Source organism: Mesorhizobium vachelliae (assembly GCF_033977325.1).
Lineage (GTDB): Bacteria > Pseudomonadota > Alphaproteobacteria > Rhizobiales > Rhizobiaceae > Mesorhizobium > Mesorhizobium vachelliae.
Window position 1 is genome coordinate 80,493 of record NZ_JAVIIR010000006.1, and the last position, 14,095, is coordinate 94,587.

Genomic DNA, 14,095 nt, shown 5'->3' on the forward strand with positions numbered 1-14,095 from the left:
GACGGCACGGTTGTGATCGCTTTCCTGTTCAAGCGTCTGGTCTGGGGCCTTGTCGTCCTCATCGCCGTCGCGATCATAACCTTCTTCCTCAGCCGTGTCGTCCCGGCCGACCCCGCCGCCTTCCTGGCCGGCCAGAACGCCTCCGAGGAGACCGTGCAGCGCATCCGCGTCGAGCATGGTCTTGACCGCCCGCTGCCGGAGCAGTTCGCCTCCTACATGATCGGCCTCGCCAAGGGCGACCTCGGCGAGTCCATCCGCACGCGCCGCAGCGTCAGCACCGACCTCAAGCAGTATCTGCCGGCAACGCTGGAGCTGCTGATCGTCAGCTTCGTCCTCTATCTGGCGATCAGCTTCTCGCTGGCGGTGCTCGCGGTCCGCCGCCCCGGCGGCGCGGTGGACGGCGCAATCCGCCTCATCACCATGATCGGCACCGGCATCCCGGTATTCTGGCTCGGCATGACGCTGCAGTTCTTCTTCTTCTACAAATTGCATTGGCTGCCGCTCGGCGCGCGCTTTCCGATCCGCGAGACGGCGCCGCCCGTGGTCAGCGGCTTCCTGCTGGTCGATTCCTTGCTGGCCGGCAGCCTCTCGGCCTTTCTCGCCAGCCTGAAGCACCTGGCGCTTCCCGCCGCGACCATCGTCATCAACCTGCTCGCGGTCGGCACGCGGCTGTCGCGCGCAGCCCTCATCCAGGAGCAGAGCCGGCTCTATGTGCGCACGGCGCGTGGCAAGGGCCTGTCGCCCAACCGCATCCTGTTCAAGCACATCTTGCGCAATGCGCTGTCGCCGATCCTGACGGCGACCACCATGCAGTTCGGCTACATGATCAGCTGGGTGATCCTGGTCGAGGTCATCTTCGACTGGCCCGGCATCGGCCTCTATGCCTACCAGTCTTTCCAGGTCTTCGACTATTCGCCGGTGATCGCGCTGGCGATCGTCTCGACGGCCGGCTTCGTGATCATCAACCTGGTGATGGACCTGCTCTATCCGGTGATCGATCCGCGCGTGCAGAGTGTCGGCTCATGAGCATTTCCACCCAGCCCGCGCGCCGGACCATCGCAAGGCCGAAGGGCGTGCTGCTGCCGCTCGCGCTGCTGGTGCTGGTGATCCTGGCAGCCTTCACGCTTCTGCCCGGCCTGATCGCGCCGCACGACCCGATCGCGCTTGCCATGGCCGACCGGCTGAAGCCGCCGAGCCTCACGCATATCTTCGGCACCGACGAGGGCGGCCGCGATGTCTTCTCGCGCATCGTCTACGGCACCCGCTATTCGCTCGGCGTGGCGATCGCCATCGTCTTCGCTTCCGCCCTGTTCGGCGTGATCTATGGCGCGGTCTCCGGCATGGCGCGCCAGGGCATCGACAATCTGATGATGCGCATCGTCGACCTGTTCTTCGGTTTCCCGGCGCTGGTGCTGGCGCTCGCCGTCGCCGCCTCGATCGGACGCGGGCTCGACAGCGTGGCGCTGTCGCTCGCCATCATCTGGTGGCCGGGGTATGCGCGGCTGGTGCGCGGCGAGGTGCTGCGCCTGCGCGAGCGGCCGCATGTCGAGGCCGCCCGCGCGCTCGGCGTGTCCGAGATGACCATCCTGCGCCGCCACATCATCCCCTTCGTCGTCCAGGAGGTGAATGTGCGTATCACCACCGACATCGGCTACGCGCTGGTCGCCGTCACCGCCCTTTCCTTCCTCGGCCTCGGCGCCAATTCGCCGACGCCGGAATGGGGCTTGCTGATCCGCGACTCGCGCCCCTATTTCGGCTCGGCCTGGTGGTATCTGGTCTTTCCCGGCACCATGATCATGCTGACGGCCACCGCCTTCTCGCTGATCGGCGACGCGCTCGCGTCGAGGCGGGCCGCATGATCCTGTCGGTCCGCGACTTTGCAATCGGCTTCCAGCGCGAGGGTCAGAACCTCGTCGCGGTGGACGGCATTTCCTTCGACGTCGCCGAGGGCGAGACCTTCGTCATCATCGGCGAGTCCGGCTCGGGCAAGTCGCTGACCGGCATGTCGATCGCCGGGCTGCAGCCGCCCACCGCCTTCGTCTCCGGCTCGATCCGCTTCAAGGACCGCGAGATGCTGAAGCGGCCCGACGCCGAACTGCGCAGGCTGCGCGGCCCGGAGATCGGCCTCATCTATCAGGACCCGCTGAGCTCGCTCAACCCGGTCTGGCCCGTCGGCGACCAGATCGCGGAGACGCTTGTCGCGCATAACCTTGCCGGCCGCGCCGAGGCAAGAAAGCGCGCCGTGGAGATGCTGGAGCGCGTCCGCATTCCCGACCCCCGCCGCGTCGCTTCCGCCTATCCGCACGAGATCAGCGGCGGCATGCGGCAGCGCGCCATGATCGCGATGGCGCTCGCCGCCGGCCCGAGCCTGCTGATCGCCGACGAGCCGACGACGGCGCTCGACGTCACCATCAAGGCGCAGATGCTGGAGCTGCTTGCCGAACTGAAGCGCGAGCTGGCGCTGACGATCATCCTGATCACCCACGACATGGGCGTCGTAGCCGAGGTGGCCGACCGCATCCTCGTGCTCTATGCCGGCCGCATCGCGGAACTCGGGCCGGCCGACTCCATCATGCTGCAGCCCTCGCATCCCTACACCGCAGCGCTGATGACCAGCGCCATGATCTCGCAGACGCCGGCCAAGCAGGAACTCAACGCCATCGTCGGCGGCGCGCCAGGGCTGGGCACCTTTCCGTCCGGCTGCCGCTTCCATCCGCGCTGCCCACGCGCGCAGGACGACTGCAAGGCCATTGAGCCGCCGCGGCGCAAATTCGGCGCCGTGGAGCTCGCCTGCCATCATCCGATCGAGGCAGCGGTGCCTCTAACAGCGGTGAGGAGCTGACCATGGCGCTTCTCGAGCTCGACGCCGTCTCGAAAACCTTCGCGCAGCGTCGCGGCGGCCGTGCCGTTCAGGCTGTGGCCGGTGTTTCGCTCACCGTGAGCAAGGGAGAGACGTTGGGGCTGGTGGGCGAAAGCGGATGCGGCAAGTCCACTCTCGCCCGGCTGGCGCTCAAGCTGGTCGACGTGACGGACGGGCGCGTGCGCTTCGACGGCGTCGACGTGACCGGGTTCGCCAGCCGGCGCATGTTGCCGATCCGCCGTCGCCTGCAGGCCGTGTTCCAGGACCCGCTCGCCTCGTTCAACGCGCGCATGACGATCGCCGAAGTGATGCGCGAGCCGTTCGACACGCATGGCGTCAAGTTGGGCGCTGGGCTTGAGCCACGCATCCGCGAGCTTCTCTCCTTCGTCGGCCTGGAGAACATCGACATCCAGAAACTGCCGGGTCAGTTTTCCGGCGGCCAGCTGCAGCGCATCGCCATCGCAAGGGCGCTGGCGCTCGAACCTGAAATCATCGTCGCCGACGAGCCGACCTCGGCGCTCGATCCGTCGATCCAGGCGCAGATTGTCAACCTGATGCTGCAGATCCAGCGCAAGCGCGGCATCTCCTACCTGATCATCTCGCATGACCTAGACGTCATCGGCCATGTCGCCGACCGTATCGCGGTGATGTATCTCGGCACCATCATCGAGCAGGGAACCGCCGACGAAATCATGCGGCGGCCGCTGCATCCTTACACGCAGGCGCTGCTGTCGGCCGCGCCGACGCTTGCCGCGCGCCGCCAGGTCGGCTGGAAGCGCATCATGCTCACCGGCGATCCGCCCAATCCGGCCGACGTGCCATCCGGCTGCCGGTTCCACCCGCGCTGCCATCTGGCGCGCGACATCTGCCGGGAGAAAGTGCCGCCGCTGCGCGCCATGCCCGGCACCGGCCAGTTGGTGGCCTGCCACCTCGCGCCCGACGAGACAGCGCAAGCTGGCGCCGAGGTCGGACGCGCCAGGCGTGGGCTGGCCGTCGCCAGCTAGAAGCACATCGAAGGGAGGCAGGAGTGATGAAACGGTCGAGGGAAATCCATGTGACGGGCCTGGGCTTTCCGGAGGGACCGGTGGCGCTCCCGGACGGTTCGATCGCCTTCGTCGACCTGCTGCACGCCAAGGTCCGCGCCTTCAAGGACGGTGCCGTGCGCGAGTTGGCCACCCTTTCAGGCGCGCCGAACGGCATGCGGCTCGGTCCCGACGGCGCGCTCTACATCTGCAACAATGGCGGCCTTGCGCCGCAATCGCTGGAGACCCTGCATTTCGCCGAACCGATGATCCCCGGCTGCATCCAGCGCCTGCAGCTCGAAGGCCGCTGGGAGAATTTCGCCGACCAATTGCCCGGCGCAAAACCATCGCGGCCGAATGATCTCATCTTCACGCCGGAAGGCGGGATCGTGTTCACCGATCCGCAGAACTGGGAGGTGCTGGGCGCCGACGCCGGTGCCTATCATGGGGGTCAGCTGCTTGCTGCGGGACGGGACCGGAAGGTCAGCTTGCTGGCCAAGATGACCGGCTTCCCGAACGGGCTGGTGTTCCACCCCGACGGCTCGCTGATCGTCGGCATCACCATGGAGCATTGTCTGCTGCGCTTCGAGTGGAAGGACGGCAGTGTCGGCGCGATGACCGAATGGGTCCGTTTCGACGGCCGCTTCAATCCGGACGGCATGGTCTTCCACGAGGGCCTGCTCTACGTCACCGGCAGCACCGGCGACCGGGTCGCCATCCTCGACACCGCCGGCAGGCTGGTCGAGATGATCGATTGCGGCGAGGGCAGCGACCCGACCAATTGCTGCGTCCATGACGGCCGGCTCTGGGTGACGCTCGGCCTGCCCGGCCAGCTCGTCTCCTACACGCTTTGAACCTCCCCTGCTGATGATCTGAGTGAGCAAGCCCATGTCCCGTGAAGACGATTTCGTTCCGCCCGAGCTCGGCCCCGTCAACATCCGCCCGCGCAAGGCCTGGGCCATGTCCGCCGACGAGCATTGGCACTCGAACCCCTGGTACGAGGCGCCGCGCGGCGACCCCGCCATGCCCGAGATCTACACCTATACGGACACGATGTCCTATGACCCGGGCGACGAGGTCGTTTTCCATTCCTCGACCACCGCGCCGCAGTGGACGCTGGAGATCTACCGCGACGGCTATCGGCCGGAGACCGTCCACAAGGTCGAGGACATCGCCGGCGTCTTCGCGCCGACGCCGGCGGATGCATACCGCTCCGGCTGCGGCTGGCCCGTCAGCCACCGCTGGCGCATGCCGGCCGATCTGCGCTCGGGCTTCTACCGGGTCGTCTCGACCTGCGCCCGCGCCAATGGCGGCAAGTTCGTCCAGCATCATTTCTTCGTCGTGCGTCCGACGGCGGCCACGCGCCGCGCCAAGATCCTGATGATCCTGCCGACCGGCACCTGGACCGCCTACAATGATTTCGGCGGCGCCAACCACTATTTCGGCGTTGTCGGTCCGGGCAAGGACCAGCCCTCGCCCGTGCTTTCGCTCGAGCGCCCGTGGACCCGCGGCGTCGTCTGGCTGCCGCCCGGGGCGCCGCGCATTTGCGCCGACCCGCTGCCGGAGTTCGGCGACGCGCCGCGCTACCCGATGAAGGAATGGGCCTATGCCAACGGCTTCGGCCAGTATTACGCCGCCGCCGGCTGGGCGCAGTTCGACCGCCATTTCGTGCTGTGGGCCGAGAAGGAAGGCTACGAGCTCGACATGATCACGCAGACCGACCTGCACTACAGGCCGGAACTGCTCGACGCCTATCCGTGCGTGACCATCGTCGGCCACGACGAATACTGGACCCGCGAGATGCGGCTGGCGATCGAAGCCTATATCGAGCGCGGCGGAAGGCTTGCGCGCTTCGGCGCCAACTTCCTCTGGCAGATCCGCCTGGAGAACGACGGCAAGCGCCAGATCTGCCACAAGTTCAACGCCATCAACAACGATCCGGTCGCCGGCACCGACAAGGCGCATCTGCTGTCGACCGCCTGGGAGGACAAGAACGTCGCCTGGCCGGGCGCCTCGACCGTCGGCGTCAACGGGCTGCATGGGCTCTATGCGTCCTGGGGCGGCTTCGCGCCGCACGGCCAGAAAGGCTTCACTGTCTACCGGCCGGAGCACTGGGTGTTTGCCCGCACCGGACTGCACTATGCCGACATCTTCGGCGACAAGGAGCGCATCTTCGCCTACGAGGTCGATGGTCTCGACTACACATTCAGGCATGGCCTGCCCTACCCCGTCCCCGTCGACGGCCAGCCGGAGACGATCGAGATCCTCGCCATGGCGCCGGCGGTGCTTGCCGAGGACGAGCCGGACGGCGAAGGCTTCCGCTACTACGTCCGCGGCAGCGACCATGAGGGCCTGGTGAAATGCGTCACCGGCGAGGTGACGCCGGAAAGCCTCGCCCGCTACAAATACGGCGCCGGCATGATGGTGCACATGACCCGCGGCAAGGGCGAAGTGGTGACCGCCGCGACATGCGAATGGGTCATGGGCCTCAAGCGCGGCGACCGCTTCACCGAGCAGATCACCCGCAACGTGCTTGATCGGTTCACAAGCTCATAAGGTCAGTTGCCGGAAAACCACGACGCAAGAAAGCCAGGTCTTGCACGGCTGGTTACGAGGCTACCCAGCCACGACGGCCGCTCATTTCAGTTCAAATATTTCAGGAGCGGCTATGTCCGTCAGCCAATCGACCAGGCTGTGCGCAAAGCTGCGCGGCGCAAGAATATCGCAGGCGTCGGCCGCGGTACGCAGGAGGAGGACCGGTACGTGATGGAAGCCGGTCTGCAGCGCGCTCCTCAGCTTCGCTTGCGGTGAATCCCAGTCGATCGCGACGCAGGCTTTCAGGATGTCGAAGGTGCGCGGGCCGCTAAGCCTCAGCCGCATCCGGCCATCGCCGAGCGACAGCGAGCAGCCAAGGGCCGGATCGATCGTCAAACGCGGCCGCGATCCATCCTCTGCGATCAGCCAGAACCGGCGCGGCGCGGTACGAACCGCAAGCCAGCCGCCGGCGGGCACCGCCTCGCCGAAGGCCACCGGCAGCGCGGCGCCCAACTGGCGCGACAGCTCGGCCTCAAATGCCGCTTGCGTGTCCGGCCAAGCCTCGAGCTGCAGGATCATGCAAGCCTCGACGGATATCGTGAAGTCGGCTTCAGCCATGGAGCCGCTCTCCCTCCGGATCGAGAAACACCGGCGAGACGACGTGAGCGCGGACTGCCTCGTTCTTCATCATGTGGACCGCCACCACCTCGTCCCCCATCGCCACATCGCCGGCGAGCAGCGCAAGGCCGACATAGGCTCCGAGCGTCGGGCTATAAGTCACTGAGGTGATGCGGCCGCGGCCGTGCCCCTGCCGGGTCTCGTCCTGCTTGAAAAGAATAGCGCCGCCGCTCAGGCGCGTTCCCGCCTCAAGGCATTTCAGCCCGACCAGGCGCTGACGGTTCGGGTCGCTGAGAGCAGGGCGCCGGCGAAGCACGTCGCCGACGAAGCCGGAGCGCTTTCCAGCCATGCGGCCAAGGCCGAGATCGTCGAGCGTCGTGCGGCCGTCGATCTCGGGGCCGGCGACATGGCCCTTCTCGACACGCAGCGCGCCCAGCGCCTCGACCCCGTAGGGCTTCAACCCGAGCCGCTCCCCAACCCCCACCAGCCGGCGCCAGGCGGCTTCGCCCGCGCTCGCGCCGACATAGACTTCGTAGGCCCGCTCGCCGGAATAGCTCAGCCGGATGATCCGCAGCGCGCGGCCGTCGAACTCCCCTTCAATGAAGCCCATATGCGGCAGGGCCTCGTTGGAGAGGTCGAGCGCAGGAAAAGCGGCGGCGAGAACTCGCCTGCTCCTCGGCCCGGCGACCGACATCGCCGCCCATTCGTCGGTCACCGAGGTGACGGCGACGCGCAGGTCCGGCCAGGCGGTGTCGAGCAGGAATTCCAGCCGCGACATCACGTCGGCCGCCTTGGCGGTCGACGTCGTCATGAAGAAACGATCCTCGCCAAGCCTCGTCGTGGTGCCGTCGTCGAAGACGATGCCGTCGTCGCGCAGCATGACGCCATAGCGGGCGCGGCCGACCGGCAGCTTGGCGAAGCCGTTCGCGTAGACCCGGTCGAGCAGCGTGGCGGCATCGGGACCCTGAATATCGATCTTGCCGAGCGTCGAGATGTCCATCAGTCCGGCGGCTTCGCGCACGAAACGCATCTCCGCGACATAGGCCTCTTTCACGTCGCGGCCGGCGCCGCGATAGAAATAGGGCCGCATCCAGAGGCCGACTTCCAGCATGTCGGCGCCGTTGGCGACGTGCCAGTCATGCATCGGCGTGCGGCGGGTCGGCTTGAAGTGATGGCCGACGGCGCGCCCGGCAAGCGCGCCGATCGCGACCGGCGTATAGGGCGGCCTGAAGGTGGTGGTGCCCGTCTCGGGAATGGTCTTGCCACGCAACGCCGCCATGGCCGAGAGCGCCGGGAAGTTGCTGGTCTTGCCCTGGTCCGTCCCCATGCCGAGCGTGGTGTAGCGCTTCAGATGCTCCACCGATTCGTAGCCCTCGCGGTGCGCAAGCGCGATATCGCCGGTGGTGACGTCCATCTGGATGTCTACGAAGGCCTTGCCGCGCGCCGGCGGAACATTGCGGAACGCGGCCGCGGGCAGCTCCGCGGATTGGAACTGGACAGCGGCCGGTACGGGCTTCGTCTTTCCGCAAGAAGCGGCTGCCTCGATGCCGGCGCGATGGCCGGTCTCGATCGCTTCCGCCGTGGTGTAACCGCCGACCACGGAACCGGCGCCGAACTGGCCGGCCGCGAAGAGGCCGGGGACGAAGCCGTCTATGTCCTCGCGATACACCGGTTTGACGCCAAGCTGGGAGGTGAGATGGACCGTCGGCGACCAGCCGCCGGAAACGCAGACCAGGTCGCAGTCGACCTCGGTCTCCGCGCCCGCACCCGCAAGCCTGGCCGCCTTGACCGCACGGCTGCCGCGCAGGTCGGCAATATGCGTGCCGGCGTGAACGGCGATGCCGAGGCGCGAAGCTTCAGCCTGCAGGGCGGGTGGAACGGTAGTCCGCAGATCCGCAACGGTGACCCGGGCTCCCGCAACGGCGAGATCGAAGGCCGCACGCCAGGCGCCGTCATCCGTCGTGGCCACCACGGCCTTTCTTCCAGGCAGCACGGCGAAGCGGTTGACATAGGTCCTGGCCGCCGACGCAAGCATCACACCGGGACGGTCGTTATTCGAAAACACCAGCGGCCGCTCGATGGCGCCGCTGGCAAAGACGATCGCGCCGGCCCGAAGGATCGTGAAGGCCTGGCGGGCCTGGCCAGCGGCTTGCGCATCGTCCCGCCGCTCGACAAGGCCAAGCACCTTGCCGTCGTAGAGGCCGACGGCGGTTGTCCGCCCCATGAGGTCGACGTTGCCGAAATCCCTCAGCTCGGTTTCCACTCCTTGTAGCCAGGTCGCGGCCTCCGAACCGGGACGCTCGGAGAGAAGCTGTCCGCCGACCTGAAAATCCTGCTCGATCAGCGCCACCCTCGCCCCGGCGTTTGCCGCGGCGCGCGCGGCGGACAAGCCCGCAGGCCCGCCGCCGACAATGGCGACGTCGGCGAAGGCGTGGCGAACCTCGTAGCGGTCGGGATCAGCCTCCAGGCCGGCCTTGCCGAGCCCCGCCGCTCTCCGGATGAAATGCTCGTAGAACATCCAGGCACGACGGGTCGGACCCATGAAGGTCTTGTAGTAGAAGCCGGCGGACAGGAATGGCGCGAACAGGCTGTTGAGGCTCTGCACGTCGAAGGCAAGCGAAGGCCACCGGTTCTGGCTCTCGGCGACCATGCCGTCGGCAAGCTCCAGCATCGTCGCGGGCAGGTTCGGCTCGCGCCGCCCGCCCGCGCCAAGCGTCACCAGCGCATTGGGCTCCTCGTCGCCGGCCGAGAAGATGCCGCGCGGCCGGTGGTATTTGAAGCTGCGGCCGATGAGCGAAATACCGTTGGCGAGCAACGCCGAGGCCAGCGTGTCGCCCTGGAAGCCGGTCAACTTGCTTCCGTCGAAGCTGAATTCAAGCGGCCGGCCGCGATCGATGCGGCCGCCCTCGGCCAGCCGCTTGGAGTTGGAACTCATTGAGTTGGTTTCCTGGCAGGCGATTTCTTCGCAGGCGGTTTCCGGGCGAGAGCGACAGAGGCGATCGAATGGTTGCGGGTGTCACGCTCGACGATCAGCCACTGCCGGCAGCCGAGAACGTGCTGCCAGTGTTCCCGGTGCGCTCCGGCCGGGTTCTTGCGGACGAAGACATAGCGGTACCAGGCTTCTGGATCCGCATCGTCGTGGGCGGGGCGGATGACCGAGGCGTCGCCGCCATAACGGAACTCATCGTGGTCGCGTGGGCCGCAGCAGGGGCAGTCGATACGCAGCATGTCCCGGCCCCTATTGCAGCCACGCGAACGGGCCGACGCCGGCCTCGTCGAGCGTGCGGCCGGTGCGGAAGCGGTCGAGGCTGTAGGCAGCGTTGAGCGGATGCGGCTTGCCGGTCGCGATCGTGTGCGCGAAGCACCAGCCGGAAGCCGGCGTCGCCTTGAAGCCGCCGTAGCACCAGCCGCCATTGAGGTAGAGCCCGTCGATCGGGGTTGGGCAGATGATCGGGCTGGCGTCAGGCGTCATGTCCATCACGCCACCCCAGTGGCGCAGCAGCCTGACCCGCGAGATGCAGGGCATCAGCGCGATCGCCGCTTCCGCGACCTCGCGCACGACACCGAGATTGCCGCGCTGGGCGTAGGAATTGTAGCCGTCGAGATTGCCGCCGAAGACCAGCCCGCCCTTGTCGGACTGGCTGACATAGAAATGGTCCGCGCCGTAGGCGACGACCTGATCGACCATCGGCTTCAGCGGCTCCGTCACGAAGGCCTGCAGCACATGGCTTTCGATCGGCAATTCCAGGCCCGCCTTGTGGCCGAGAACCGAGGTATGCCCGGCCACGGCCAGACCGACCTTGCCGGCGGCGATCGGGCCCTTGGCCGTCTCGACGCCGACGATCCTTTCGCCCTCGCGCAGGAAGCCCGTCACCTCGCAATTCTGGATGATGTCGACGCCGTGGCCGTCGGCGGCGCGGGCATAACCCCAGGCGACGGCGTCGTGGCGGGCCGTGCCGGCGCGGCCCTGCATGATCGCGCCATGGACCGGAAAGCGCGCCGTGTCGGAATAGTCGAGATAAGGCACCAAGCGGCGAAGGTCGTCGTGGCTCAGGATCTCGGCGTCGATGCCGTTCAGCCGCATGACATTGGCGCGGTAGCTGAAAAAGTCGAGCTGGTCGGCCGAATGGGCGGTGACGATCTGGCCCCGCTGCGAGAACATGACGTTGAAGTTCAGCGCATGCGTCATGCCTTCCCACAGCTTCATCGAGAATTCGTAGAACTGGGTATTGCCGTCGAGCAGGTAGTTCGAGCGGATGACGGTTGTGTTGCGGCCGACATTGCCGCCGCCGACATAGCCCTTCTCGATCACCGCGACGTTGCGGATGCCGTGGTTCTCGGCGAGGTAGAAGGCCGTCGCCAGTCCATGGCCGCCCCCGCCAATGATGACGACGTCATAGGAGCGCTTCGGCTCCGGCGCGCGCCAAGCGCGTTGCCAGTGCCTGTGGCCGGCAAGCCCGTTGGCGAGAAGGGAAAGAGCCGAATAGCGGCGCATCGGAGGCTTCTTGGGTTCTATTTGACGAAGAGGCGGCGCGGAAAATCGCAGAAGGCTTCGACGCCGGTCTCGGTGATGCGGATCGATTCCGAAATGGCGATGCCCCAGTCGTCCAGCCACAGGCCCGGCATGAAGTGGATCGTCATATTCGGTTCCAGCACCGTCTCGTCGATCGAGCGCAGCGAGATGGTCCTCTCGCCCCAGTCCGGCGGGTAGCCGAGGCCGATGGAATAGCCGCAGCGCGAATCCTTGAAGAAGCCGTGCCGCTCGATGGCCTTGGTCCATGCCGCGTGCACGTCGCGCGAGCCGGCACCGGGCTTCGCCACGCCGAGCGCTGCCTCGAGCCCCTCGACGACCACGTCCGCGGCCTTGCGCATCTTTTCCGGCGGCGTGCCGAGATAGATCGTGCGCGTCAGCGGCACATGGTAGTGGTGCCTGACGCCGGCGATCTCGACCGTCGTGCCGGCCGGCGACGCGAACGGATCGTCGCGCCAGGTCAGATGCGGACAGGAGGTGCCGACGCCGGTCGGCATCAGCGGCGCGATCGCGGCGTAATCGCCGCCAAAGGCCTCGGTCCCGTGCGTGGCGGTGGCAAGGATTTCGGCGGCGGCGTCGCACTGGCGAACGCCGGGCCCGATCACCTCGATCGCCCGCGCCATCGTCTTTTCGGCGATGCGCGCCGCCTGCTGCATCAGCCCGATCTCGGCGTCCGACTTGACTGCGCGGACCCAGTTGACCAGCGTGCCGGCATCGACGAAGCGGGCGTTCGGCAGTTCCGCCTTCAGCACGTCAAGCGACTTCGCGGTGAAATAGAAGGAATCCGCCTCGACGCCGATCCTGGCGCGCTCGAGGCCGCGCTCGCGCATCACGCGCGCCACCGCCTGCAGCGGGTGCTTCGCCTGCGACTGCACATGGTCGTCGGAATAGCCGACGATGTTTTCCTCCGGCAGGATCGTCGTCAGCCGCGCGCCGTTGACGTCCTGGCCGCGTCCGATCCAGACCGGAAGTGCGGCGTCCTGCGCGACCAGCACGCCCTGATGGACATAGAAGGACCAGCCGTCATAGCCGGTAAGGTAGTTGAGGTTGGCGGGCTCCGAGACATAGAGCGCGTCGAGCCCCGCTCGCGCCATGCGCTCTTTGGTCTTCGCCAGCCTGGCGGCGAACTCCTCCCTATCGAACGGCGTGTTGTTCTTGCCGAACTGCATCGCCAATGTCCTCAGCGCACGGTGACGCCCGAGGGCGTCCTGGTCAGTACCTCCGCGCCCGAGGGACCCAGAAGCACTGCGTTGGACATGAAGAAATCGCCGCGGCCGGTGCCCATCAGCCAGGAGAGCACGTGGAAGCTCATTCCCGTCTTGAGCATGATGTCGCTGTCGCGGCGCAGACCCGTGACCTTGTTGCCGCCGGTCCAGCTCGGCGGCAAGCCGATGCCGACCACATAGCCGCAATGATGCCGGCGGTAATGCGACAGGCCGGCGCGGTCAACCACACCCTGCCAGGCCGCGTAGACGTCGCGGAACAGGACGCCCTCGCGCATCGCGCCGACCACCGCCGCAAAGGCATCGGCCGTGAGCGCGGCCATCTCATAGGTCTCTTTCGCGGCGTGGCCCAGATGGATGAGGCGCCCGAGAGGCGCATGGTAGCGGGCAACGCAGCCGGTCAGTTCCAGGAAGACCGCGTCGCCAGCGCCGAACCGGTCGCTCGTCCACGTCGTATGCTCCTCGCCGAGCCGGCGGGTGGAACGGATGAACGGACCGAAGCCGGGAAACGTGCCGCCCGCCTCGATCATGGCGCGCTCGGCCTCGGCCGCGACATGGCGCTCGCTCGCCCCCTCCGCGATCGCTTCGATGGCCGCCTGCGCGCCGGCGTCGGATACCTTGGCGGTCGCCCGCATCAGGGCTTGCTCGGCCGGGCTCTTGACCATGCGGATGTCGTCTATGATGCCCGAGGCATCGACCCAGCGCGCGGCGCTCAGGCGCTCTTTCAGCGACTCGGCAAGCCCGTGCGGCAGGCCGGACGACCATGCCTCGATGCCGACGGAGCCCAGCCTGCCGGAAAGCACGCGCCCCAAAAGGTCGGCGACCGTCTCGCTATCATGGTGCCCCTCGAAGCGCGCGTTCCTGACCTGGTTGGCAATGGTCACTTTTTCCATCGCGCGCGTCAGCAGGATCATTTCGCCGTCGGCCGGAACGACCAGGATATGCGGCGCGAAATAGCCCCAGTGATCGAGGCCGGTCAGATAGAAGATGTTCTCGGGCGCCGAGACGAGAAGCGTGTCGATGCCCCGCCCGGCCATGGCATGCCGGACGGCATCGCGGCGCCGGTCGAATTCCTCGCTCTCGAAATAGGGCGCGACCGCTTCGCCGCTGCTTTTTTCCAGCATATCTCCCCCTCCGGAGCCGTTGCCCCGCAGCTTCATTTTTGCTCGCCTTCAGTTGAAGCACGTTGTGTACAACTGCCGCCAATATCGATCTCGGATTTCGACTATGTCAAGGATTTTTCGTTTTTAGACCTCCGATGATGTGCACATCTATTGAAACGCATCGAAAAATCTGCAACCATACG

12 protein-coding genes are annotated in these 14,095 nt (G+C 66.9%); 6 read left to right on the forward strand and 6 right to left on the reverse strand.

Annotated elements, in window-relative coordinates; genetic code table 11:
* Positions 1 to 12: 12 nt before the first annotated feature.
* The 6 genes from RFM41_RS14610 to RFM41_RS14635 are packed head-to-tail and all read left to right on the forward strand — an operon-like array spanning position 13 to position 6,438.
* Positions 13 to 1,026, forward strand: a complete 1,014-nt coding sequence (locus RFM41_RS14610) for an ABC transporter permease (protein ID WP_320249700.1) — start codon at positions 13 to 15, stop codon at positions 1,024 to 1,026.
* Complete coding sequence (locus RFM41_RS14615; protein ID WP_140803201.1) at positions 1,023 to 1,859, forward strand: ABC transporter permease; 837 nt, start codon at positions 1,023 to 1,025, stop codon at positions 1,857 to 1,859. Before RFM41_RS14610 ends, RFM41_RS14615 begins: the two co-directional genes overlap by 4 nt.
* Positions 1,859 to 2,842: an ABC transporter ATP-binding protein gene (locus tag RFM41_RS14620; RefSeq protein WP_430691541.1), complete on the forward strand. Its 984-nt coding sequence runs from the start codon at positions 1,859 to 1,861 to the stop codon at positions 2,840 to 2,842. Before RFM41_RS14615 ends, RFM41_RS14620 begins: the two co-directional genes overlap by 1 nt.
* Positions 2,839 to 3,864 (forward strand): ABC transporter ATP-binding protein, encoded by a 1,026-nt coding sequence (locus RFM41_RS14625; protein ID WP_430691542.1) that lies wholly within the window; start codon positions 2,839 to 2,841, stop codon positions 3,862 to 3,864. The genes RFM41_RS14620 and RFM41_RS14625 overlap by 4 nt, the downstream gene beginning before the upstream one ends.
* Before the next feature lie 26 nt (positions 3,865 to 3,890).
* Positions 3,891 to 4,736 carry an SMP-30/gluconolactonase/LRE family protein gene (locus tag RFM41_RS14630; RefSeq protein WP_320249707.1) on the forward strand — a complete coding sequence of 282 codons (846 nt, stop codon included), beginning with the start codon at positions 3,891 to 3,893 and terminating at the stop codon, positions 4,734 to 4,736.
* Positions 4,737 to 4,770: 34 nt separating this feature from the next.
* The gene (locus RFM41_RS14635) at positions 4,771 to 6,438 is read left to right on the forward strand and encodes a N,N-dimethylformamidase beta subunit family domain-containing protein (RefSeq protein WP_320249708.1); all 1,668 of its coding nucleotides are present in this window, start codon (positions 4,771 to 4,773) and stop codon (positions 6,436 to 6,438) included.
* Positions 6,439 to 6,519: 81 nt separating this feature from the next.
* Here the strand turns inward: RFM41_RS14635 and RFM41_RS14640 are convergent, their stop codons facing one another.
* Genes RFM41_RS14640 through RFM41_RS14665 form a run of 6 tightly spaced genes read right to left on the reverse strand, consistent with a single transcriptional unit; the run spans position 6,520 to position 13,913 of the window.
* Positions 6,520 to 6,996, reverse strand: coding sequence for a sarcosine oxidase subunit gamma (locus RFM41_RS14640; RefSeq protein ID WP_320249710.1), 477 nt, complete (start codon positions 6,994 to 6,996; stop codon positions 6,520 to 6,522).
* Between the two features lie 31 nt (positions 6,997 to 7,027).
* Positions 7,028 to 9,970, reverse strand: coding sequence for a sarcosine oxidase subunit alpha family protein (locus RFM41_RS14645; protein ID WP_320249711.1), 2,943 nt, complete (start codon positions 9,968 to 9,970; stop codon positions 7,028 to 7,030).
* Positions 9,967 to 10,263 carry a sarcosine oxidase subunit delta gene (locus tag RFM41_RS14650; RefSeq protein WP_320249712.1) on the reverse strand — a complete coding sequence of 99 codons (297 nt, stop codon included), beginning with the start codon at positions 10,261 to 10,263 and terminating at the stop codon, positions 9,967 to 9,969. The genes RFM41_RS14645 and RFM41_RS14650 overlap by 4 nt, the downstream gene beginning before the upstream one ends.
* Positions 10,264 to 10,273: 10 nt before the next feature.
* Positions 10,274 to 11,530, reverse strand: coding sequence for a sarcosine oxidase subunit beta family protein (locus RFM41_RS14655; protein ID WP_320249713.1), 1,257 nt, complete (start codon positions 11,528 to 11,530; stop codon positions 10,274 to 10,276).
* 17 nt (positions 11,531 to 11,547) lie between these two features.
* Complete coding sequence (locus RFM41_RS14660; protein WP_320249714.1) at positions 11,548 to 12,735, reverse strand: M24 family metallopeptidase; 1,188 nt, start codon at positions 12,733 to 12,735, stop codon at positions 11,548 to 11,550.
* Positions 12,736 to 12,746: 11 nt separating this feature from the next.
* Positions 12,747 to 13,913, reverse strand: coding sequence for a M24 family metallopeptidase (locus tag RFM41_RS14665; RefSeq protein WP_320249716.1), 1,167 nt, complete (start codon positions 13,911 to 13,913; stop codon positions 12,747 to 12,749).
* Positions 13,914 to 14,095 lie beyond the last annotated feature (182 nt).

Coding starts and splice junctions, on each gene's coding strand:
- RFM41_RS14635 (WP_320249708.1), top strand. CDS start 4,771: ATGTCCCGTGAAGACGATTTCGTTCCGCCCGAGCTCGGCCCCGTCAAC.
- RFM41_RS14665 (WP_320249716.1), bottom strand. CDS start 13,913: ATGCTGGAAAAAAGCAGCGGCGAAGCGGTCGCGCCCTATTTCGAGAGC.
- RFM41_RS14650 (WP_320249712.1), bottom strand. CDS start 10,263: ATGCTGCGTATCGACTGCCCCTGCTGCGGCCCACGCGACCACGATGAG.
- RFM41_RS14615 (WP_140803201.1), top strand. CDS start 1,023: ATGAGCATTTCCACCCAGCCCGCGCGCCGGACCATCGCAAGGCCGAAG.
- RFM41_RS14630 (WP_320249707.1), top strand. CDS start 3,891: ATGAAACGGTCGAGGGAAATCCATGTGACGGGCCTGGGCTTTCCGGAG.
- RFM41_RS14640 (WP_320249710.1), bottom strand. CDS start 6,996: ATGATCCTGCAGCTCGAGGCTTGGCCGGACACGCAAGCGGCATTTGAG.
- RFM41_RS14655 (WP_320249713.1), bottom strand. CDS start 11,530: ATGCGCCGCTATTCGGCTCTTTCCCTTCTCGCCAACGGGCTTGCCGGC.
- RFM41_RS14660 (WP_320249714.1), bottom strand. CDS start 12,735: ATGCAGTTCGGCAAGAACAACACGCCGTTCGATAGGGAGGAGTTCGCC.
- RFM41_RS14645 (WP_320249711.1), bottom strand. CDS start 9,970: ATGAGTTCCAACTCCAAGCGGCTGGCCGAGGGCGGCCGCATCGATCGC.